21 protein-coding genes and 1 pseudogene are annotated in these 20,850 nt (G+C 70.8%); 15 read left to right on the top strand and 7 right to left on the bottom strand.

The features are described 5' to 3' along the window. Nucleotides 1–34: 34 nt before the first annotated feature. From V5P93_RS30905 to V5P93_RS30870, 8 genes are all read left to right on the top strand, one after another. The gene (locus V5P93_RS30905; protein ID WP_104482160.1) at nt 35–235 is read left to right on the top strand and encodes a DUF397 domain-containing protein; all 201 of its coding nucleotides are present in this window, start codon (nt 35–37) and stop codon (nt 233–235) included. A gap of 151 nt (nt 236–386) precedes the next feature. Then, complete coding sequence (locus tag V5P93_RS30900) at nt 387–2,075, top strand: sodium:solute symporter family protein (RefSeq protein WP_104482159.1); 1,689 nt, start codon at nt 387–389, stop codon at nt 2,073–2,075. Nucleotides 2,076–2,086: 11 nt separating this feature from the next. Further along, nucleotides 2,087–2,350 (top strand): hypothetical protein, encoded by a 264-nt coding sequence (locus tag V5P93_RS30895; protein ID WP_104482158.1) that lies wholly within the window; start codon nt 2,087–2,089, stop codon nt 2,348–2,350. Between the two features lie 46 nt (nt 2,351–2,396). Further along, entirely contained in the window at nt 2,397–3,422 is a 1,026-nt protein-coding gene (locus V5P93_RS30890) for a hypothetical protein (RefSeq protein WP_146108275.1), read from the top strand. Between the two features lie 53 nt (nt 3,423–3,475). After that, entirely contained in the window at nt 3,476–4,477 is a 1,002-nt protein-coding gene (gene dhaK, locus V5P93_RS30885) for a dihydroxyacetone kinase subunit DhaK (protein WP_104482156.1), read from the top strand. After that, a complete protein-coding gene (gene dhaL / locus V5P93_RS30880; RefSeq protein WP_104482155.1) occupies nt 4,478–5,071 on the top strand; it encodes a dihydroxyacetone kinase subunit DhaL in 594 nt (197 codons plus the stop codon). After that, nucleotides 5,068–5,724: a dihydroxyacetone kinase phosphoryl donor subunit DhaM gene (gene dhaM / locus V5P93_RS30875; RefSeq protein WP_104482154.1), complete on the top strand. Its 657-nt coding sequence runs from the start codon at nt 5,068–5,070 to the stop codon at nt 5,722–5,724. The genes dhaL and dhaM overlap by 4 nt, the downstream gene beginning before the upstream one ends. Nucleotides 5,725–5,864: 140 nt before the next feature. Then, complete coding sequence (locus V5P93_RS30870; protein ID WP_104482153.1) at nt 5,865–7,646, top strand: 3-hydroxyacyl-CoA dehydrogenase family protein; 1,782 nt, start codon at nt 5,865–5,867, stop codon at nt 7,644–7,646. Nucleotides 7,647–7,776: 130 nt separating this feature from the next. Here the strand turns inward: V5P93_RS30870 and V5P93_RS30865 are convergent, their stop codons facing one another. From V5P93_RS30865 to V5P93_RS30855, 3 genes are read right to left on the bottom strand one after another with little or no spacing between them, the layout of a single operon-like run. Further along, nucleotides 7,777–7,983 carry a zinc ribbon domain-containing protein gene (locus V5P93_RS30865; RefSeq protein ID WP_104482152.1) on the bottom strand — a complete coding sequence of 69 codons (207 nt, stop codon included), beginning with the start codon at nt 7,981–7,983 and terminating at the stop codon, nt 7,777–7,779. A 25-nt stretch (nt 7,984–8,008) separates the two neighbouring features. Continuing rightward, nucleotides 8,009–8,998 carry an aldo/keto reductase family protein gene (locus tag V5P93_RS30860; protein ID WP_104482151.1) on the bottom strand — a complete coding sequence of 330 codons (990 nt, stop codon included), beginning with the start codon at nt 8,996–8,998 and terminating at the stop codon, nt 8,009–8,011. Nucleotides 8,999–9,052: 54 nt separating this feature from the next. Next, nucleotides 9,053–9,706: a DUF3043 domain-containing protein gene (locus V5P93_RS30855; RefSeq protein WP_104482150.1), complete on the bottom strand. Its 654-nt coding sequence runs from the start codon at nt 9,704–9,706 to the stop codon at nt 9,053–9,055. Nucleotides 9,707–9,750: 44 nt separating this feature from the next. On the opposite strand from V5P93_RS30855, the gene V5P93_RS30850 reads away from it, so the two are divergent. Both V5P93_RS30850 and V5P93_RS30845 read left to right on the top strand, forming a co-directional pair. Beyond that, on the top strand, nt 9,751–10,779 hold the full coding sequence (locus V5P93_RS30850) for a glycerate kinase (protein WP_104482149.1): 1,029 nt from the start codon (nt 9,751–9,753) through the stop codon (nt 10,777–10,779). Between the two features lie 122 nt (nt 10,780–10,901). Further along, nucleotides 10,902–11,264 (top strand): iron-sulfur cluster assembly accessory protein, encoded by a 363-nt coding sequence (locus V5P93_RS30845; RefSeq protein WP_104482148.1) that lies wholly within the window; start codon nt 10,902–10,904, stop codon nt 11,262–11,264. Nucleotides 11,265–11,436: 172 nt separating this feature from the next. On the opposite strand, the gene V5P93_RS30840 is transcribed toward V5P93_RS30845, so the two are convergent. Then, nucleotides 11,437–11,607, bottom strand: coding sequence for a hypothetical protein (locus tag V5P93_RS30840; RefSeq protein WP_181043793.1), 171 nt, complete (start codon nt 11,605–11,607; stop codon nt 11,437–11,439). Between the two features lie 217 nt (nt 11,608–11,824). Between V5P93_RS30840 and V5P93_RS30835 the strand changes: the two genes are divergently transcribed. Continuing rightward, a complete protein-coding gene (locus V5P93_RS30835; RefSeq protein ID WP_104482184.1) occupies nt 11,825–12,760 on the top strand; it encodes a carbohydrate kinase family protein in 936 nt (311 codons plus the stop codon). Between the two features lie 467 nt (nt 12,761–13,227). On the opposite strand, the gene map is transcribed toward V5P93_RS30835, so the two are convergent. Then, nucleotides 13,228–13,992 carry a type I methionyl aminopeptidase gene (gene map / locus V5P93_RS30830; protein WP_104482147.1) on the bottom strand — a complete coding sequence of 255 codons (765 nt, stop codon included), beginning with the start codon at nt 13,990–13,992 and terminating at the stop codon, nt 13,228–13,230. Between the two features lie 44 nt (nt 13,993–14,036). Here map and V5P93_RS30825 point away from each other — a divergent pair, with 44 nt between their 5' ends. Continuing rightward, nucleotides 14,037–14,300 (top strand): helix-turn-helix domain-containing protein, encoded by a 264-nt coding sequence (locus tag V5P93_RS30825; RefSeq protein ID WP_104482146.1) that lies wholly within the window; start codon nt 14,037–14,039, stop codon nt 14,298–14,300. Nucleotides 14,301–14,344: 44 nt separating this feature from the next. On the opposite strand, the gene asnB is transcribed toward V5P93_RS30825, so the two are convergent. Then, nucleotides 14,345–16,273 carry an asparagine synthase (glutamine-hydrolyzing) gene (gene asnB / locus V5P93_RS30820; protein ID WP_104482145.1) on the bottom strand — a complete coding sequence of 643 codons (1,929 nt, stop codon included), beginning with the start codon at nt 16,271–16,273 and terminating at the stop codon, nt 14,345–14,347. A 284-nt stretch (nt 16,274–16,557) separates the two neighbouring features. Between asnB and V5P93_RS30815 the strand changes: the two genes are divergently transcribed. The 3 genes and pseudogenes from V5P93_RS30815 to V5P93_RS30805 all read left to right on the top strand — a co-directional run. After that, entirely contained in the window at nt 16,558–17,517 is a 960-nt protein-coding gene (locus V5P93_RS30815; protein ID WP_104482144.1) for a cytochrome c oxidase subunit II, read from the top strand. A 34-nt stretch (nt 17,518–17,551) separates the two neighbouring features. After that, nucleotides 17,552–17,950, top strand: a complete 399-nt coding sequence (locus V5P93_RS30810; RefSeq protein WP_104482143.1) for a cytochrome c oxidase subunit 4 — start codon at nt 17,552–17,554, stop codon at nt 17,948–17,950. A gap of 1,010 nt (nt 17,951–18,960) precedes the next feature. Further along, nucleotides 18,961–19,687 (top strand): annotated as a pseudogene (locus V5P93_RS30805) (transposase); the annotation flags it as partial. Nucleotides 19,688–19,803: 116 nt separating this feature from the next. On the opposite strand, the gene trpD reads toward V5P93_RS30805, so the two are convergent. Beyond that, nucleotides 19,804–20,850 (bottom strand): anthranilate phosphoribosyltransferase, encoded by a 1,047-nt coding sequence (trpD, locus tag V5P93_RS30800; protein ID WP_104482142.1) that lies wholly within the window; start codon nt 20,848–20,850, stop codon nt 19,804–19,806.

Genomic DNA, 20,850 nt, shown 5'->3' with positions numbered 1-20,850 from the left:
TGAACCGTTTCATCGGACCGGCCTGGAGGATTTCATGACACCGTGTGTCGCCGCGTGGCGGAAGAGCACCAGGAGCGAGGCTTTTCTGAACTGTGTCGAGCTCGCCTGGACTCCGACGGGGCTCGGAATTCGCGACTCGAAGAATCCTGGACAGAAAGTGGACATTTCCGAATCGTCCGCTGTTCGGTTCTTGGCTTTCCTCTCCGCAGGGCTGGGGGAACGCCCGCGAATGTGATGCCACCGGTGGTCGGGCCGCGGTGCCGCAGCGGCTCGACACATCGGTCAAATCGGCTATAGCGGACTGGTTGAACGTTCGTCATGCAGGGTGCGCCGGGCGGGTGGATGCTGTGCCGGTGATCACTGCGAGGTGAACGGCGGGTGAGGACATGCACCTTCTGGCCGATGCCGACCTGCGGCTCGACGCGGCACCCATCGACTACGTCCTGTTGGCGGTCTACTTCGTCATGGTGTTGGGGATCGGGGCGCTCGCCCGGCGGTCGGTGTCCAGCAGCCTCGACTTCTTCCTCTCCGGGCGGTCCCTGCCCGCCTGGGTGACCGGGCTCGCGTTCATCTCGGCGAACCTCGGCGCGGTCGAGATCTTCGGCATGACCGCCAACGGCGCCCAGTACGGGCTGCCGACGATGCACTACTACTGGATCGGCGCCATCCCGGCCATGGTCTTCCTCGGCCTGGTCATGATGCCCTTCTACTACGGCTCCAAGGTCCGCAGCGTCCCCGAGTTCCTGCTGCGCCGCTTCGGGAAGTTCGCGCACCTGGTCAACGGGCTCAGCTTCGCCACCGCGCAGGTGCTCATCGCGGGCGTCAACCTGTTCGCCCTGGCCACGGTCGTCAACCTGCTGCTCGGCTGGCCGCTGTGGCTCAGCGTGGTGGTCGCCGCCGCGATCGTGCTCGCGTACACCTCGCTCGGCGGGTTGTCGGCCGCGGTCTACAACGAGGTCATGCAGTTCTTCGTCATCGTGGCGATGCTGCTGCCGCTGACCTTCGTCGGGCTGCACAAGGTCGGCGGCTGGCAGGGGCTGGTCGACAAGATCACCGCCGCCAACCCCAGTACCGCCGCCGTCCAGCTCTCCTCCTGGCCCGGCACCAACCTCACGGGCATCGCCGACGCGACGCTGTCCGTCCTGGGCATCGTCTTCGGGCTCGGGTTCGTGCTGTCCTTCGGCTACTGGACGACCAACTTCGCCGAGGTGCAGCGGGCGATGTCGGCCAAGAGCATGTCCGCGGCCCGCCGGACGCCGCTCATCGGCGCGTACCCGAAGACCTTCATCGCGCTGATCATCATCATCCCCGGCATGATCGCCGCGGTGCTGGTCCCCGAGCTGGCCGCGCTCAAGCAGGGCCAGAGCAGCGACGTCACCTACAACAACGCCATCCTGCTGCTGATCCGCGACCTGCTGCCCAACGGCATGCTCGGCATCGCGATCACCGGTCTGCTGGCCGCGTTCATGGCGGGCATGGCCGCCAACGTCAGCTCGTTCAACACCGTCTTCACCTACGACCTCTGGCAGGCCTACGTCCGCAAGGACAAACCCGACGACTACTACCTGCGCGTCGGCAGGCTCGTCACCGTCGTCGGCTGCGTGGTCGCGATCGGCACGGCGTTCATCGCCAGCAGCTTCAACAACATCATGGACTACCTGCAGACCCTGTTCGGCTTCTTCAACGCGCCGCTGTTCGCGACGTTCATCCTCGGCATGTTCTGGAAGCGGATGACCCCGCTGGCCGGTGGGCTCGGGCTGATCGCCGGTACCGGCACGGCCGTCACCATCGACGTGCTCAACCGCAACGACGTGCTGCACCTGGCGGGCCAGGGCGCCAGCTTCGTGGCGGCCAGCGCGGCGTTCGTGGTCGACATCGCGCTCAGCGTCGTGGTGTCGCTGCTCACCCGGCCCAAGCCGGACAGCGAACTGGTCGGCCTGGTCTGGTCGCTCACCCCGCGTGACCAGCTGCGGCACGACGACACCGGGGAGAACGCGGGCTGGTACCGCAAACCGGTCGTCCTCGCGGGCGGCGTGCTCGCGATCACCCTGGTACTCAACATCGTCTTCTGGTGAGGGGGCAAACGATGAGCGGGAACAAGCGCGCGGGGCTGTTCGACCTGCGCGGAGTGCTGGCCCTGCTGTTCGGCGTCTACGGTTTCGTGCTCACGGTCATGGGCATCGCCACCACGTCCCAAGAGGACCTCGACCGGGCGGGCGGCATCAACGTCAACCTGTGGATGGGCGTCGGCATGCTGGGCGCGGCGCTGCTGTTCGCACTCTGGGTGCGCTGGCGACCGCTCACCGTGCCCACCGAGGAGACCGGGGAACGCGCGCCCGAGGACGCGTAGCGGGATTCAGTCCCCGCAGGCCCGGTCGGGTGGTTACCGTTTGGCCGTGCGCGTTGTACTTCGACTGACGGTGGCCGTACTGGCCGGGATCCTGCTCGTCTCCTGCGGCGTCGACCGGGGCAAGTGGGCCAACCCGCAGCGGACCCACCTGGCCCCCGACGCGGGGTTCGGCGGGACCTCCGGGCCACCCACCACCTCCGGCGCCAAGCCCACCACGACGACCAGCCGGACGTCGGCCGGAGCCGCGTTCACCCTCGACGCGCTGCGCGAGGTCGACCCCTGCGGCCTGATGGCGGAGAAGACCCTCAAGGGGCTCGGCGAACCCGCGGAGAACCGGCTGCGCGACTACGCCCAGTGCTCCAACTACATGAAGGACACCCGCGGCAAGGACCTGAACTTCACCCTGACCATCGGCGAGACCGCCACGGTCAAACCCGACGGCAAGACCGTCGGCGGCCTGCCGCTGGCCCAGACCGAACTCGACGACCACACCGCCTGCTTCCTCACCGCGATCACCGACACCAACGCCAACCAGGGCATCACCGTGCAGACCGGCACCCGCGACGCGAGCGACTCCTGCACCCCGGGCCGCGCGCTGCTGGAGGCCGCGGTCAACCGGATCCGCGAGGGCGCGCCGGAGCTCAAGGTCGACAACCGCACGCTGCGCGCGCTCGAACCGTGCACGCTGTTCTCCAACGCCGTGCTCGAAACCGTGGTCGGCACCGGTCCCCGAACCCGCCCCAACGGCCTGCACGGGTGCGGTTGGAACGGCGACGACGTGTCGTTCTCCCTGCGCTTCCGCATCGCGATGAAGCCGGACGACCTCGCCGAGACGTCCAAGACCACCCCGGTCAACCTCGGCGACGGCGTCACCGCGCAGCAGCTCAACGAGGTCAAGACCGGCGCCCGGTGCAGGCTGGAGTGGGCGCACGCGGCGTTCCCCGGCGACAACGAGCGCGCCGAGGTGGTCAGCCTGGAGTTCAGCCGCTACTCGGCCAAGGCGGGCGAGGACGTCTGCGCCAAGACCCAGACCGTGGCCAAGTCGCTGATCCCCCGTTTGCCCAAGCGCTAGCCCGCCGGGCCGGTGTAGGAAGGAAGGCGGACCCTCGAGCCAGGGAGGCCCGCGTGAAGAAGATCCTCAACGACCCGGCCGCGGTGGTCGCCCAGTCGCTGCTCGGGCTGGCCGCCGCGCACCCGGACCTGCTGCGGGTCACCACCGACCCGGCCGTGGTCAGCCGCGCCGACGGGCCGCGCCCGGGCAAGGTGGCCGTGGTGTCCGGCGGCGGTTCCGGGCACGAGCCGCTGCACGGCGGCTTCGTCGGCCCGGGCATGCTCGACGCGGCCTGCCCCGGCGCGGTGTTCACCTCCCCGACCCCGGACCAGATCCAGGCCGCGGTGTCCCGCGTGGACGGCGGCGCCGGGGTGCTGCTGCTGGTCAAGAACTACACGGGGGACGTGCTCAACTTCGAGACGGCCGCCGAGCTGCTGGCCGCCGACGGCGTCGACGTCCGCACCGTGCTGATCGACGACGACGTGGCCGTGCGGGACTCCCTCTACACCGCGGGCCGCCGGGGCGTGGGTGCCACGGTGCTGGTGGAGAAGGTCGTCGGCGCCGCCGCCGAGGCGGGCGCGGACCTGGCGACCTGCGAACGCGTGGCGCGCGCCGCCGTGGCGGGCGCGCGCTCGATGGGCATCGCGCTGACCGCGCCGACCGTGCCGCACGTCGGCGAGCCCAGCTTCACCCTCGCCGACGACGAGATGGAGGTCGGCATCGGCATCCACGGCGAGCCCGGCCGCCGCCGGGAACGGCTCACCGACGCGGACGGCGTCGTCGCCGCGCTGCTGGAACCGGTCCTGGCCGACCTGCCCTTCGCCGCGGGCGACGAGGTGCTGCTGTTCACCAACTCCATGGGCGGCACACCCCTGCTGGAGCTCTACCTCGCGCACGGCATCGCCGAGCAGTCGTTGGTGGACAAGGGGATCACGGTCACCCGTCGCCTGGTCGGTCCGTACGTGACGAGCCTGGAGATGCAGGGCATGAGCCTGACCCTGCTGCGGTTGGACGACGAGCTGACCCGGCTGTGGGACGCGCCCGTGCGCACCGCGGCCCTGCGGTGGGGAGCGTAGGTGGGCTGCGACGCGCGGGCCGTGGCGGCGGCGGTCCGGGCGGCCGCCGCGGTGGTCACCGCGCACCGGGACGAACTCGTCCGCCTCGACCAGGCCATCGGCGACGGCGACCACGGCGAGAACCTCAAGCGCGGCTTCGGATTCGTCGTCCAAGCCCTCGACGAGTCCACACCGGACACTCCGGGCGCGGTGCTCAAGCTGGTCGCCACCACGCTGATCTCCAAGGTCGGCGGCGCCGCCGGACCGCTGTACGGCACGGCTTTCCTGCGTGCCGCCACGGCCGTCGGCGACGCGACCGAGCTGACACCGGAGTTGGTGGCCAAAGCCCTGCGAGCCGCGCTGGAAGGCGTTGTGGCGCGGGGGAAAGCGGAAGTGGGGGACAAGACGATGGTGGACGCGCTGGCGCCGGCGGCGGAAGTGGGCTCCTTGGCGGCGGCCGCGACGGCGGCGGAGCGGGGTGCCGAGTCGACGATCCCGCTCGTCGCGCGCAAGGGACGAGCGTCCTACCTGGGCGAACGCGCGATAGGCCACCAAGACCCCGGTGCCCGGTCGACCGCGCTCGTGCTGCGCGCCTTCGCCGAGGCGGCGTCGTGACCGTCGGCATCGTCATCGTCTCGCACAGCGCGGCACTCGCCGCCGGGGTGGTCGAACTCGCCGGTCAGATGGCACCGGACGTGGTCATCATCGCCGCCGGTGGGGACGGCGACGGTGGGCTCGGCACCGACTTCGAGGCCGTCTCCGAGGCGGTCGAGCGCGCGCAGTCCGGTGACGGCGTCGTTCTGCTCTACGACCTCGGCAGCGCCAAGATGGTCGCCGATCTCGCCGTGGAGATGCTGGGCGACCCGGAATCGGCCGCTGTCGTCGACGCGCCCCTGGTCGAGGGCGCGGTCGCCGGTGCCGTCGCGGCCCAGGCCGGGGCCGACCTCGACGGCGTGCTCTCCGCCGCCGCGTCCGCACTGGCCGATCAGACCGAAGTGGACAGTGAGACGGCTGGCGTCACGCTGCTGCTGACCAACGAGACCGGTCTGCACGCGCGCCCCGCGAGCCAGGTCGTCCAGGCCATCGCCGGTCTCGACGCCCAGGTCACCGTGCGCTTCGGCGACCGCTCCGCCGACGGCCGCAGCGTCCTCGCGCTCATGGGCCTCGGCGCCGCCGCCGGTGACCGGATCACCGTCGGCGCCACCGGCCCGGACGCGCGAGAAGCCTTGACCCGCCTGGAAAACCTGGTGCGCGGCGAGTTCCGCTGAGGTGTGGGCCGATCGGGGGACGGGACCGCGACGGAACCGGTGCAGTGACGTGGTTCACGTCTCGATCATGGATCGCCGTGGCATCATCGGCACATGTTACCGGTAGGTAGCATCGCCGGACGCGGTCCCGGGAGGCAGCTGTGGCACGGGAGATCTCCACCGTCGGCGTGGTCGGGCTCGGCACGATGGGCGCCGGCATCGCGGAGGTGCTGGCCCGCACCGGCATCACCGTGATCGCCGTCGAGGCCGACGCGGCGGGCGTCGGGCGCGGTCGCGCGCACATCGAGCACTCCACCGGTCGCGCGGTCGCCAAGGACAAGCTCGACGCAGGCGCCCGCGCCGACCTGCTCGCCAGGATCTCCTACACCACAGCGCTTTCCGGCCTCGCCGACGCCGACCTGGTCGTCGAGGCCATCCCGGAATCCCTCGACCTCAAGGCCCGCGTCTTCGCCGAACTCGACCGGATCGTGCGCCCCGAGGTCATCCTGGCCTCGAACACGTCCTCGCTGTCCATCACCCGGATCAGTGTCCACACCGGACGGCCCGGCAAGGTCGTCGGCCTGCACTTCTTCAACCCCGCCCCGGTGCTGCGGCTGACCGAGGTCGTGCGCACCGTGGTCACCGAGCCCGACGTGGTCGCCGACGTCGTCGAGTTCACCCGGCGGCTGGGCAAGGAACCCGTGGTGATCGGCGACCGCGCCGGCTTCATCGCCAACGCGCTGCTCTTCGGCTACCTCAACCACGCCGTGTCGATGTACGAGTCGCGCTACGCCACCCGCGAGGACCTCGACGCCGCCATGCGCTTCGGCTGCGGCTACCCCATGGGCCCGCTCGCCCTCCTCGACCTCATCGGCCTCGACACCGCCTACGAGATCCTGGAGACGATGTACGCGCAGTCGCGCAACCGGCTGCACGCCCCCACACCCGTCCTCAAGCAGATGATCACCGCGGGCCTGCTGGGCCGCAAGAGCGGGCGCGGCTTCTACACCTACGACGGCCCCGACTCGCCCACGGTCGTGCCCGACGCGCAGACCCCGGTGGCCGCGGCGGAATCCGCCACGGCGACCCGCGAGGTCCGGCGCGTCGGCGTCGTCGGCACCGGCACGATGGCGACCGGCATCGTGGAGGTGTTCGCCCGCAAGGGCTTCGACGTCGTCCTGCGGGCCAGGAGCGCCGACAAGGCCGACGCCGCGATCGGCAAGGTCCGCGAGTCGCTGGACCGGCAGGTGGCCAAGGGGCGGCTGTCCGAAGCGGACCGCGACGCGGTGCTCGCCCGCGTCGCACCGGCCGTGGAGTTCACCGAACTCGCCGACTGCGACCTCGTCATCGAGGCCGTGGCCGAGGAGTTGGCGGTCAAGCGGGCCGTCTTCGGCGCGCTCGACGAGATCGTCAAACCCGGCGCGGTCCTGGCGACCACCACGTCGTCCCTGCCGGTCATCGAGTGCGCGGCCGCCACGAGCCGCCCCGGGGACGTCATCGGCCTGCACTTCTTCAACCCGGCCCCGGTGATGAAGCTGGTCGAGGTCGTCGAGACCATCGCGACCGCGCCCGACGTCGTCGCCACCGCCCGCGCGCTGTGCCTGCGCGTCGACAAGCACCCCGTGCACTGCGGCGACCGCGCGGGCTTCATCGTCAACGCGCTGCTGTTCCCGTACCTCAACGACGCGGTGAAGATGCTCGAGGCGCACTACGCCGAGGCCGACGACATCGACACCGCGATGAAAGTCGGCTGCGGCCTGCCGATGGGCCCGTTCGAACTGCTCGACGTGGTCGGCCTCGACGTCTCGCTGGCCATCGAACGGACCCTCTACGACGAGTTCCACGAGGCCGGGTACGCCCCGGCGCCGCTGTTGGAGCACCTGGTCACCGCAGGCCGTCTAGGCCGCAAGACGGGCCAAGGCTTCCGCGATTACTGTGTCTGATTTCTCCCCCCTCTTCCCCACCCGGCACCGTTCCCGACCGGGCGAGCGGACGACCGGGTGAGTTCGGGCGGAGTCGGCTGACGAGATGGATCTCGCCTGCCAGGGCCCGGGTTCCCGGGGAGCGACCGCGCTATCCGCAACAACCGCCGCCGCAGCACCCGCCGCCCGACGACGGCTCGGGGCCGCTCGCGCCGCGCGCCAGAGCCGCCACGGACAGCAGCCGGACGGTGTCGTCGTGCCCCTGCGGGCACGACGCGGGGGCGGCCGAGTCGCTCATCGGCCGCTGGACGGTGAAGGTGGCGCCGCACTCGCGGCAGCGGAACTCGTACATGGGCACGGCGCCATTCTCCCCGATGGACCGGTCAGGGCGTGACGGTCAACCGGGGGTCGTGCTCGACGACACCCTCCAGCGCCTCGTCGACCGCCTTGAGCAGGTCGTCGTCCAGCTTCACCCCGGCCGCCTTGGCGTTCTCCTCGACCTGCTCCGGCCGGGTCGCGCCGATGATCGCCGAGGCCACGTTCGGGTTCTGCAGCACCCACGCCACCGCGAGCTGCGCCAGCGAGAGCCCGGCCTCCTCGGCCAGCGGCTTGAGCCGCTGCACCGCGGTCAGCACGTCGTCGCGCAGCCAGCGGGAGATCATGTTCTTGCCACCGGCCTCGTCGGTCGCCCGCGAGCCCGCGGGCGGCTCGGCACCCGGCAGGTACTTGCCGGTCAGCACGCCCTGCGCGATCGGCGACCACACGATCTGCGAGAGCCCCTCGCGCTCGGACGCCGGGACCACCTGCTCCTCGATGACCCGCCACAGCATCGAGTACTGCGGCTGGTTCGAGATGAACGGGATGTTCAGCTCGCGGGCCAGCGCCGCGCCCCGGGTGATCTGGTCGGCGTTCCACTCGGACACCCCGACGTAGAGCACCTTGCCCTGCCGCACCAGGTCGGCGAAGGCCAGCATGGTCTCCTCCAGCGGCACCGTCCGGTCGAACCGGTGCGCCTGGTAGAGGTCGACGTAGTCGGTCTCCAGCCGCTTCAGCGACGCGTGCGCCGACTCGATGATGTGCTTGCGGCCCAGCCCCCGGTCGTTGGGGCCGCCGGGGCCGGTCGGCCAGAACACCTTGGTCGCCAGCTCGACCGACTGCCGCCGGGTGCCGCGCAGCGCGCGGCCGAGCACGGCCTCGGCGCGGGTGTTGGCGTAGACGTCGGCGGTGTCGAAGGTCGTGATGCCCGCGTCGAGGGCGGCCTTCACGCACGCGTGCGCGGCCTCCTCCTCGACCTGCGAACCGTGCGTGATCCAGTTCCCGTACGAGATCTCACTGACGTTGAGGCCGCTTCGGCCCAGGCGACGGAACTCCATGCCGCGAATGTACTTCGCGCGGCTAAGGATGTCCCGGGTGGTTCCAGCGGGTGGTCAGCCGACCACGTCACCGGGGGAGACCCGGGGCTTCGGGACGCGCAGCTTGCGCAGCTGGGTGGCGCGGACGAACGCGTACCAGCCGATCGACAGCGGGCGGAAGTTCTCCTTGGGGAACTTCGCGCGCACCCGCCGGTTGATCCGACGACCGTTGAAGATCGCCTCGACGACCATCACGATCAGCATGAGCAGGCAGAACAGCGTCGCGTACTGCTGCACCCGGGGCGACTGGGCGAGCAGCGACACGAACACCACGACCGCCAGCGGCATGAACAGGCCGAGGAAGTTGCGCTTGGCGTCGATCAGGTCGCGCACGTACGCCTTCACCGGGCCGCGGTCGCGCGGCATCAGGTAGCGGTCGTCGCCCTCGTTCATCCGGCGCCGCTGCTCGACGCGGTCCTCCTTGCGCTTGGCGGCCTGGACCGCGCGCTCCTCCTTGGAGCCGCGGGCCCGGCGCATCGCCTCCCGGGTGGTCTTCGGCGGCGGCGGGACGGGCCCGCGCTTGCGCCCCTCGGCCTCGCGGCGCTTCGGGGTGGGCCTGCCCTTGCCCGGGGTGTGGCCCTTCGTCGAGGTGTCACCCACGGTGACGGCAGCGTCCGCCACCTGGTCGGCGTCGGCGCTGTCGGCTGAGTTGCGGCGAAGGAACCTCACGTCGACAAGGGTAGGACAAGCCCGGCGGTCGCTACGCTGCGCCCGTGCGAGTCGTTATCGCCCCCGACTGCTTCGGCGGCACGCTGACCGCCGCGCAGGCCACCGACGCCATCGCCACCGGCTGGCGGCGCGGTGCCCCGCGCGCCCTGCTCACCCGCTGCCCGCTCGCCGACGGCGGCCCCGGCTTCGTCGACGTCCTGCACGCCGCACTCGACGGCGACCTGCGCGCGGACACCGTCACCGGTCCGCTCGGCACCCCGGTCGAGGCCCGCTGGCTGCTGCACGACGACACCGCCTACCTGGAGACCGCCGAGGCCGCGGGACTGCACCTGGTCCCACCCGACCGGCGCGCCGCGACCTGCGAGTCGGCCACCACGCGCGGCGTCGGCGAGCTGGTCCTGGCCGCCAGGGACACGGGCGCCGAGACCGTCGTGGTCGGCCTGGGCGGCTCGGCGACCACCGACGGTGGCGCGGGCGCGCTCGCCGTGCTCGACGGGCAGTCGCTACCCCGGCTCATCGCCGCGACGGACGTGGCGAACCCCCTGCTCGGCACGCACGGCGCCGCCGCGGTCTTCGGCCCGCAGAAGGGCGCCGACCCGGCCGCCGTCGAGCGCCTGGAGACCCGGCTGGCCGCCTGGGCCGACGAGGTCGCCACCCGGTACGGCCGCGACCCCCGCGCCGACCCGGGCGCGGGCGCCGCGGGCGGCCTCGGCTTCGGCCTGCTCGCGCTGGGCGCGGGCGTGGTGTCCGGCGCCACCCTGGTGCGCGCCGCGACCGGCCTCGACGAGGCCGTGGCCCGCGCCGACCTGGTGGTGACCGGCGAGGGCAGCTTCGACTGGCAGTCCCTGCGCGGCAAGCTGGTCACCGGGGTGGCCGCCGCCGCGGCCGAGCACGGCGTGCCCTGCGTGGTGCTGGCCGGGCAGGTGTCGGTCGGCCGCAGGCAGGCGGGTTCGGTCGGGGTGTCGGAGGCGCACGCCGTCGCCGAGTACGTCGGGTCGGTCGAGAAGGCCGTCGCCGACCCCGCCGGGACCCTCGCCGACCTGGCCGAACACGTCGCCCGGCAGTGGGCTTGAGCGCACGGCCTGCCGTGACCGGCGGTACCTGTGCAACCATGGGAGGGGTACGGAACAAATCCCGCGCGCTCCGTGTTGTGCCGGGGTACGTGCCCGAGTAGGACCTTCCAGGGGAGAACGCGATGACGACCGCTCAGGAATCCGGCACCGAGGCGGCAACCCACGGTGTGGAGCTGTCCGCCGCCGCGGCTGTCAAGGCCAAGGCCCTGCTCGAGCAGGAGGGCCGCGACGACATGCACCTGCGCATCGCCGTGCAGCCGGGCGGCTGCGCGGGCCTGCGCTACCAGCTCTTCTTCGACGAGCGCACCCTCGACGGCGACCTGTTCCGCGACTTCGACGGCCTGAAGGTCGCCGTGGACCGGATGAGCGCCCCCTACGTGCAGGGCGCCACCATCGACTTCGTCGACACCATCGAGAAGCAGGGCTTCACGATCGACAACCCGAACGCGGGCGGCTCCTGCGCCTGCGGCGACTCCTTCCACTGAGACACCTTCTCCCGCCACCCACCCCCTCATCCCCACCCGGCATCGTTCCCGACCTGGCGAGCTGACGGCCACCAGGCCCGGTGGGTACGGAGGTGGGCGGCGCTGACCAGTGGCATTCAGGCAAAGGGCCACGGCGGATCTTCCGCCGTGGCCCTTCGTCGTGCCTTGACGATCAGACGAACTCGTCGATCCCCGCCACCTGGGCGACCGCCGCGTCGTCGACGACCCACCTGGTCGCGGGGCGGGGCGCGGGCAGCACCGGCTTGCGCTCGGTGAGCACCGGCGGGATGTCCGCGCAGTCGGCGATCAGTTCGTCGAGGTTGTCCGGTTCCTGGGGCTTCATTGGTCGGACGCTATGCGCTCGACGCGGGACTTCCCAGGGGTACCTGGCGGTAGGGTTCAACAGAGACCTGGGGCCACCCGAACGGGTGGTCGGGTCCGCCATGCCATGACCGCGCCGAGCCCGTGCCCGACGTCACCCCCGGCGTCGCCGGGCCGACAGACAGGGGAGGGCCACCGTGCCCGTTGCCGTCACCGGAAGCATCGCCACAGACCACCTGATGCACTTCCCGGGCAGGTTCGCCGAACAACTCGTCGCCGAGCAGCTCCACCGCGTCTCCCTCAGCTTCCTGGTCGACGACCTGATCGTCCGCCGGGGCGGCAACGGCGCCAACATCGCCTTCGGCCTCGGCGTCCTCGGCCGCGCCCCGGTCCTGGTCGGCGCCGTCGGCGCCGACTTCGCCGACTACCGCTCCTGGCTGGAGCGCCACGGCGTCGACTGCGCGGGCGTGCACGTCTCCGAGACCGCGAGCACGGCTCGCTTCGTCTGCACCACCGACGACGACATGTGCCAGATCGCGTCGTTCTACGCGGGTGCCATGTCCGAGGCCCGGCTCATCGAGCTGGCCCCGGTCGCCGAGCGGGTCGGCGGCCTCGACCTGGTGCTGATCAGCCCCAACGACCCCGAGGGCATGCTCCGCCACGCCCAGGAGAGCAGGCAGCGCGGCTACGCGTTCGCGGTCGACCCGTCGCAGCAGCTGGCCAGGATGACCGGCGAGCAGATCCGCGAGTTCGTGACCGGCGCGAACTACCTGTTCAGCAACGACTACGAGTGGGAACTCCTCTGCCGCAAGACGGGCTGGTCGGAGAAGGAGGTCATGGAGCGCGTCGGCCTCCGCATCACCACCCTGGGCGAGAAGGGCGCGGAGATCGTCGACAAGGAGGGCACCTCCCTGCACATCGGCGCCGTCCCGGAGAAGGCCAAGGTAGACCCCACCGGCGTCGGCGACGGCTTCCGCGCGGGCTTCCTCGCGGGCCTCACCCAGGACCTGCCCGTCGAGCGGTGCGCCCAGCTGGGTTCGCTGATCGCGGTCCTGGTCCTGGAGGTCGACGGCCCCCAGGAGTGGACCTTCGACAAGCAGGACGCCATCACCCGCCTGGCCGACGCCTACGGTGCGGACGCGGGCACCGAGATCGGCGCCATCCTCCCCGGCTGACCTGGGAAAGCCGGGCTTGTTCCCCGAACAGGCCCGGCCCTCTCCCGCCAAGCCTTGTCGCGCCCTTCCACCCCGGAAACCGCCACAAGATCCCAGCCCCCGCAGAACGCAACGCGCCCCCGTCATACGCCTTGATTGGGTGGGCTTGCTTTGCGTGGGGGACGGACCTGCCAAGCTTCCCGGCGGGTGGGGTGGGCTTGCCCATTCCCACCGCTCTTCCCCACCGCAGGTCCGTAGGGGCCCCGCGCAAAGCAAGTTCACTCAATCGAGGCCGCGCATCTTTTCCGCGAACAGCCGGACCGATCAACCCAGCCACGGCTCCAACCGGCACCCCCGCAGCACAAAGATGATCAACGCACGCCTCCGGCCCCCAATACCAATTCTAGCCAAGCAGACCGACAAGACCGGCCGAAGACGATCAAGCCTGTGGACAACTCCCAGACCCACAGCCCGAGCGAAACACCAGGTCAGAGCGCTGTCAGAAGCCGCGGCCCATCTTCCGTGATCGCCACCGTGTGCTCCACGTGCGCCGCCCGCTCCCCATCCACGGTCCGCATGGTCCACCCATCCCCATCGGTCACGTACTCGTCCCCGCCCCCCATCAGCATCGGCTCGATCGCGATCACCAGCCCCACCCGCAACCGCATCCCCCGCCCCGCCGTCCCCTCGTTGTAAACCGACGGCGACTCGTGCATGGCCCGCCCGATCCCGTGCCCCCCGAAATCCGTCACCATCCCGTACCCGGCCCCGCGGGCCACCGCCCCGATCGCGTGCCCGATGTCCCCCATCCGCGCGCCGGGCACCGCGCACGCGATCCCCGCCGCCAACGACTCCTCCGCCGTCGCGATCAGCCGCAGGTCCGCCGGGTCCGCCGCCCCCACCACGAACGACACCGCCGCGTCCCCGTGCCACCCGTCCACGTGCGCCCCGAAGTCGACGCTGACCAGGTCCCCGTCCCGCAACCGCGTCCGGCCCGGGATCCCGTGCACGATCGCGTCGTTCACCGACACGCACAGCACCGCCGGGAACGGCGTCGGCGCGAACCCCGGCAGGTACCCCAGGAACGACGACTTGGCCCCGAACCGGTCCAGCACGTCCCGCGCGACCTCGTCGAGGTCCGTCGCCCGGACCCCGACCGCCGCCGCCGAGCGCACCTCGGCCAACGCCGTCGCCACCACGTGCCCGGCCACCCGCATGGCGTCGATCTCGCCGGGCGTCTTCAACTCAATCATGGGATAACTATAACGGTATATCTATCCCGCGCTAGCATGGGCGCATGGTGCGACCGCCGCTGAGCCAAGACGACCGCCTCCGGGGTGCCCTGCTGGGCGAGGCGCTGCGCGCCGCCCGCGGCGACCGCTCCATGGTCGAGGTGGCCGCCGCCGCCGGGATCTCCGTCGAGACGCTGCGCAAGATCGAGCGCGGGCGCGTGCCGACCCCCGCCTTCTTCACCGTCGCCGCTATCGCCGAGGCCGTGGCGCTCCCGCTGACCGAGCTGCTGGCCAGCGCCGAACCGGCCGAGAACCGACTCAGCGCATAAGAAAAGCCCGGTGGGGTGACCCCCACCGGGCTTGACGCCGAGTCTTACAGCTTCACCGGGTAGTGCGGCTCCGGCACCACCGGCGTGATCCGCCGCTCGATGAAGATGCCGTGCCAGAGCATGAACACCAGCAGCGCCCAGATCCGCCTGCTGTGGTCCAGCGTCCCGGCCTTGTGCTCCTCGAGCAGCCGCATCACCGCGTTCTTGTCGATCAGCGCGTCGGTCTGCGAGGCCATCACGATGCCCCGCGCCCACTCGTACATCTCCTCGCGCAGCCACAGCCGGATCGGCACCGGGAAGCCCAGCTTGCGGCGGTTGAGCACGTGCGCGGGCACCACCCGGCGCAGCGCCTGGCGCAGCGCGTACTTGGTGGTCTCCTTGGTGATCTTCTGCTCCAGCGGGATCTGCGCCGCCACCCGGAAGACCTCCGGGTCCAGGAACGGCACCCGCAGCTCCAGCGAGTTCGCCATGGTCACCTTGTCGGCCTTGACCAGGATGTCGCCGCGCAGCCAGGTGAACAGGTCGACGTGCTGCATGCGGGTCACCGGGTCCAGCGACACCGACTCGCGGTAGTGCGGGGCGGTGATGTCGCGGTGGCTGATGCCCGGGTCGAAGGTGCGCAGCACGCCGCGCAGCTGGTCGTCGCGGAAGATGCGCGCGTTGCCGTAGTAGCGCTCCTCCAGGCTCAACGAGCCCCGGCGCAGCAGGTCCTTGCCGCGGGTGCCCTCCGGGATCTTCGTCGACACCTTGCCCATGAACCGGCGCAGCGACCCCGGCACCCGCTCGAACGGCGCCAGCGACAGCGGCTCGCGGTAGATCGTGTACCCGCAGAACAGCTCGTCCGCGCCCTCACCGGAGAGCACCACCTTGACGTGCTTGCGCGCCTCGCGGGCGATGAACCACAGCGGCACCAGCGCCGGGTCGGCCACCGGGTCGTCGAGGTACCAGACGATCAGCGGCAGCGCGTCCATCATCTCCCGCGCCGACACCGTGCGGACCACGTGCTTGACCCCGATCGCCGCCGCCGACTCGGCGGCCACGTCCACCTCGGAGTAGCCCTGCCGCTCGAAACCGGTGGTGAAGGTGACCAGGTCCGGGTTGTGCTCGCGGGCCAGCGCCGCGATCGCGGTCGAGTCGATGCCGCCGGACAGGAACGACCCGACGGTCACGTCCGCGCGCATGTGCATCCGGACCGACTCGCTCATCGCGTCCGCGATCCGCTGGTACAGGCTCTCCGCGTCGGCCGGTCCGCGCACCGGGCGCGGGTCGAACCGCGGCGTCCAGTACCGCTTCACCACCGGCTCCTCGCCCGGTGACAGCGTGAAGCTGTGCCCGGACTCGATCCGGTGCACGGTGGTGTGCATCGTCGCCGGTTCGGGGACGTACTGCAGCGTCAGGTAGTACTGCAGCGAGCGCCGGTCCAGCTCCTGGCGGACCCCCAGCAGGGGGGCCAGCTCCAGCACCGACTTCTTCTCGCTGGAGAACGCCACACCACCCGGGCCCGCCGCGTAGAACAGCGGCTTGATGCCGAACGGGTCGCGCGCGCCGAAGAGCGTGGAGGTGTGCGAGTCCCAGATCAGGAACGCGAACATGCCGCGCAGCCGGGTGACTGCGGCCTCGCCCCAGTAGTGGTACGCCGCGACGATCGTCTCGGAGTCGCCGTCGGTGTAGAACCGCGCGCCGTTCCGGTCGGTCAGCTCGGCGCGCAGCTCCAGGTAGTTGTAGATCTCGCCGTTGAACAGCAGCGTGTAACGCTGCGGCGCCTCCGGCGGCCCCCACAGCAGCGGCTGGTGGGAGTGCTCGATGTCGATCATGGACAGCCGGTTGAAGCCGAAGACGACCTCACCGCCGGTCCAGGTGCCGCTCTCGTCGGGGCCGCGGTGGCGCTGGCAGCGCATCGCCGCGCCGACCGCCGACCGCGCCGCGGTGGCGTCCATTTCCGAAGGGCAGACCAGGCCAAGCAGACCGCACACGCTTCTCGCGCACCTCTCGTGTCGAGCCGGGGTGTATCTGGCGGGGAAGACGTCAGTATGCCGTTCCCGGTTGCCCGGACGGGGGACGGTGCCAGTGTTCCCCAGGGTGTGACCGACATCCGATCACCCCTCAGGCGGTGTGGCCCCGATCGCTCGGCTAGGCTGCGCAGTGCTCTCCCAGAGCGGGGATCGTCGCTGCCCAGCGGTGGTGCGGACCCGGTGCGGGGGCAGTGAAACAGCGTTGGATTAGTGGGTTGAAGTACCGCCTCGAGAAGGAGCGCGCAGTGGGCACACCCAAGGCCGCCGGACACCGTTCGCCGGTGGCCCGGCGCGGCAAGGTAGCCGCCCTGGTCACCCTGGTCGCGTTCGGCGCCACCGGCTGCTCCACCGACGAGGTGCTGCGCTTCGGTTGGCCGGAGGGCGTCACCCCGCAGGCCGACCGGATGCGCGAGTTCTGGACCTGGTCCGTCGTCGCGGCGCTGATCATCGGTGTCATCACCTGGGCGCTCATCCTGTGGCCGGTCGTGGCGCACCGCAAGCGCGGGGAGACGCTGCCCAAGCAGTTCCAGTACAACCACTTCCTGGAGTGGATCTACACCGGCATCCCGGTCGTGATCGTGGTCGTGCTGTTCTACTTCACCGCCACCACGCAGAACTACATCCAGGCGCAGAAGCCGGACCCCGACGTCACGGTCACCGTGCGCGCGTTCCAGTGGAACTGGGAGTTCGACTACGTCGGCTACAAGGATGCCGGCGGCACCGCCACCAAGCCCGCCGCCCCCGGCGACGAGACGGTGCGCACCATCGGCAGCTCCGCGGAGATCCCGATCCTGGTCCTGCCGACGGGCAAGACCGTGCAGTACAACCTGGTCTCCCGCGACGTCATCCACTCGTTCTGGGTCCCCGAGTTCCTGTTCAAGCGCGACGTCTTCCCGCACCCGGAGAAGAACAACCAGGACTCGGACTTCCAGAACGTCATCGACAAGACCGGGTCCTTCGTCGGCCGCTGCGCCGAGCTGTGCGGCACCTACCACTCGGCGATGAACTTCGAGGTCCGCGCGGTCACCCCGGAGCTGTTCGACAAGTACCTCAAGCTGCGCCAGCAGGTGAACCCCGCCACCGGCAAGCCGTTCACCACCGCCGAGGCGCTGACCGAGCTGAACTGCGGCGAGCTGTGCACCCCGACCGCGGTCACCACGAAGCCGTTCAACACCGACCGCACCGCGCGCACCGCGACCAAGTAGCGGGTCAGTCCACTGTGATTGCGAGGACAGCAGCATGAAGGTCGAAGCCAGGCTCTTCGACGTCACGACCGGCTTCTTCTTCCTGTCGGCGATCGTCTACGGCGTGTGGGCCAAGGAACCGGTCGGCACCGTAGCGCTGATCCTCTCCGGTGGCCTGTCCCTCATCGTGGGCTCCTACCTGCACTTCGTCGCCCGGCGGCTGGAGCAGCGCCCCGAGGACAACCCGGACGCCGAGATCAGCGACGGCGCGGGCGAACTGGGCTTCTTCAGCCCGGGCAGCTACTGGCCGGTCGCCCTGGCCGCCTCGGCGGCCCTGGCGGGCTTCGCCATGGCGTTCTGGCAGGTGTGGCTGCTGGTCATCGCGATCGTGCTGATCCTGACCGCGGTGGGCGGCCTGGTCTTCGAGTACCACACCCGCCCCAACTCGGACTGACGCTTTCGAGACCTGAAGGCCCCGCACGCACCGCGCGCGGGGCCTTCAGTCCTTTCGGGACCACTCACCCGCGGGCACTTCGGCCGCGCATCCACCGCCACCCGTTCGGTTTGAGCTACTGACCGGTTGCCCTGGCCTCTCGATGGTTTGCAGGTGTGGCTGCTGGTCATCGCGGTGGTGCTGATCCTGACCGCGGTGGTGGCCGGCCTTCAGATACGTCACCGCCGAGGTCGGGCTGGGCTCGGGGCCTGCACGTCCGCCGAGGCGGGAGGCCCCAGTCATTCCTGACTCGCCCGTCTACGGGCTGTGCCGCGGCATCCGCCGCCACTCGTCACCGACGCGGGGAGCTGCTGGGCGGTGCGTCAGCGGGCTTCGCGATGGCGTTCCAGGTCCTGGTCATCGCGGTATTGCTGATCCTTCTGTGGACATCCGCACCCCCTGAGCTCGGGCTGGTGCCCCAACTGTGAATGAGACGTTCACATCAGCAGAGGTGTGCGGATTCGGTCCTTTTCGGATTCACCCTTGCTCGTCTGCTGAGCCGCACCCGCCGCCACCTGTTCGGCCTGGTAGCTACGGCCCCGAGCTACCTCCGCCACGCGGCTGGTCATCGCGGTTGTGCTGATCCTGACCGCAGTGGGCGGTTGGCTTCCGAATACCCCACCCATCCGAACCCGGACGGTCGCCCCACCTACCACCGAGGCCCGCACATCCACCGCGATACGGGCTCAATCTCTCCGGACTCGCCCATCGACTGGCTGGTCCGCGCAGGCACGCCGAGCAGCGCATCCGTCATCTGCACCGGTCTCGCGCGCCCCGCCCGCGGATTTCGCCTTGATCACGAGTTGTCCACATGCCCTGGACCCATCCACAGGAAATCGCCACCCCGCTCCCACCACCCCACCCCCGATAAACTGGAGCAGGGCTGTCCCCGTTACCTTCTTCGCAGCTCCTGATCAAGGAGTTGTGGTCGCCAGGTCCGGAATGACTGACGCTCCCAGTCGAACGCATGATCCGGCGTCCACCCCGCTCTCGAACGCGCCATCGGCCCGACGATCGCTCACCCGGCGGTGCTGGAGATCCTCTCCCGTTGCGGCGGCCCGACCGGCATCGCCACAGCGGGCCGCCGCAAGCTCACAGCGGTCGCCGCCACGCACGCGCTCCGCGTGGGCGACAAGCTCGTCACTGCGATCCTGACAGCTCTGGACGAACAGGTGGTCATCGTTGCGGGCACTGCGGCAGCGGACACCGTGCCGCCCCGCGTGGCCGACAGCCTGAACACCGTGCTCGCGCAGCGCGAACAGGTCGCCGCCCAGGTCGAGGGGATACTCGATGCGCACCCTCTCGCCGGGGTCTTGACGTCAATGCCCGGCATCGGGGTCAGGACCGCCGCCGCATCCTGCCGGAGATCGGCGACGCCACCAACCTCGCCTCCTCCGCACACCTGGCCGCCTACGCCGGGATCGCCCCGCTCACCCGCAGCTCCCGGTCCTCCACCACAGGCGAACACCCCCGCCCGCACCGGCAACCACACACTCACACGAGCCTTCTTCCCCGCCGCGTTCGCCGCCCTGGCCACCAGCCGGACCTACCACGACCACACGAGAGCCGAAGGCCACAAGCACAACGCCGCCCTCATCCGCCCGGCCCCGCCGCCGCTGCGACGTCCTGTTCGCCACGCTCCACACCACGACCCACCACCGGCCACCCGAGCCTGTTTCCGCTCCGGCTGCGGCTTGACAACCCCATAGGGCCCCCAGAGGAGGGCGGGGGCCGTTTGTTGGGGCTCGGGGGAGGGCAAAAGCGGGTCGGTCTGGGGTGGGGTGGGCGGGGTAGAGGCCACTGTGGACCGGGAGTCAGCCCGCCAGTTCCTGGGAGCGGGTGATCCAGCGGTCCAGCAAAGCCGCCGCCGCGCCGGAATCGATGGACTCCGCCGCTCGGGACAGGCCCTGGGCCAGGTCGGCGTGGAGGTCGTCGGTCAGGCCTCGGTGGGCGGCGATGGCGCCCGCTGAGTTGAGGATCACCGCGTCCCGGACCGGGCCCGGCTTGCCCGTCAGCAGATCCCGCACCACCTGGGCGTTGTACGGCGCGTCGCCGCCGCGCAGGTCTTCCGGGCGCGCGGGCGCGATCCCCAGCCGCGACGGGTCGACGCGGTCTTCGCGTACTTCGCCGTTGCTGGCGACCCAGGCACTTGTTGTGGTCGTTGTGGTGATTTCGTCCAGGTTGTCGTCGCCGCGGACGACCAAGGCGCTCGTGCCGCGCGCGGCGAACACGGCCGCCACCGTCGGTGCCAGCTTCAGGTTCGCGCAGCCCACCAGGCCCGCGCCCGGCTGCGCCGGGTTCGTCAGCGGCCCCAGCACGTTGAACGCCGTGGGGATGCCGATCTGGGCGCGCACGGGGCCCGCGTGCCGGAACGCCGGGTGGAACGCGGGCGCGAAGCAGAAGCCGATGCCCACCTCGCGCACGCAGGTGGCCACTCCTTCGGGTGACAGCTCGATGGCGACGCCGAGTTCCTCCAGCACGTCCGCCGTGCCGCACTTGGACGACGCCGCGCGGTTGCCGTGCTTGACCACCGCCGCGCCCGCCGCCGCCGTGACGATCGCGCTCATGCTGGAGATGTTCACCGTGTGCGCCTGGTCGCCGCCGGTGCCGACGACGTCCACCGCGCGCACGTCGTCCAGCGACACGCGCCGGGCGTTGGCCATCATGCCCTCGGCCAGACCCGCGATCTCCTGCGGCGTCTCGCCCTTGGCGCGCAGCGCCACCGCGAACGCGGCGATCTGCGCGGGGGTCGCGGCGCCGGACATGATCTCGTTCATGGCCCAGAACGTGTCCCCGGCGCCGAGGTCCTCACCCGAGACCAGCTGGTTGAGCAGGCCCTTCCAGGTGCGTTCTCCGGTCAT

It is taken from the genome of Actinokineospora auranticolor (assembly GCF_041897805.1).
Lineage (GTDB): Bacteria > Actinomycetota > Actinomycetes > Mycobacteriales > Pseudonocardiaceae > Actinokineospora > Actinokineospora auranticolor.
This window is presented reverse-complemented; position numbering and strand designations above follow the sequence as displayed.

Excerpts from the sequence above, each read along its gene's own strand:
- V5P93_RS30905 (WP_104482160.1), top strand. The coding sequence starts at position 35 with ATGACACCGTGTGTCGCCGCGTGGCGGAAGAGCACCAGGAGCGAGGCT.
- V5P93_RS30900 (WP_104482159.1), top strand. The coding sequence starts at position 387 with ATGCACCTTCTGGCCGATGCCGACCTGCGGCTCGACGCGGCACCCATC.
- V5P93_RS30895 (WP_104482158.1), top strand. The coding sequence starts at position 2,087 with ATGAGCGGGAACAAGCGCGCGGGGCTGTTCGACCTGCGCGGAGTGCTG.
- V5P93_RS30860 (WP_104482151.1), bottom strand. The coding sequence starts at position 8,998 with ATGGAGTTCCGTCGCCTGGGCCGAAGCGGCCTCAACGTCAGTGAGATC.
- V5P93_RS30845 (WP_104482148.1), top strand. The coding sequence starts at position 10,902 with ATGACGACCGCTCAGGAATCCGGCACCGAGGCGGCAACCCACGGTGTG.
- V5P93_RS30840 (WP_181043793.1), bottom strand. The coding sequence starts at position 11,607 with ATGAAGCCCCAGGAACCGGACAACCTCGACGAACTGATCGCCGACTGC.
- V5P93_RS30835 (WP_104482184.1), top strand. The coding sequence starts at position 11,825 with ATGCACTTCCCGGGCAGGTTCGCCGAACAACTCGTCGCCGAGCAGCTC.
- map (WP_104482147.1), bottom strand. The coding sequence starts at position 13,992 with ATGATTGAGTTGAAGACGCCCGGCGAGATCGACGCCATGCGGGTGGCC.
- V5P93_RS30825 (WP_104482146.1), top strand. The coding sequence starts at position 14,037 with ATGGTGCGACCGCCGCTGAGCCAAGACGACCGCCTCCGGGGTGCCCTG.
- V5P93_RS30810 (WP_104482143.1), top strand. The coding sequence starts at position 17,552 with ATGAAGGTCGAAGCCAGGCTCTTCGACGTCACGACCGGCTTCTTCTTC.
- trpD (WP_104482142.1), bottom strand. The coding sequence starts at position 20,850 with ATGACCGGAGAACGCACCTGGAAGGGCCTGCTCAACCAGCTGGTCTCG.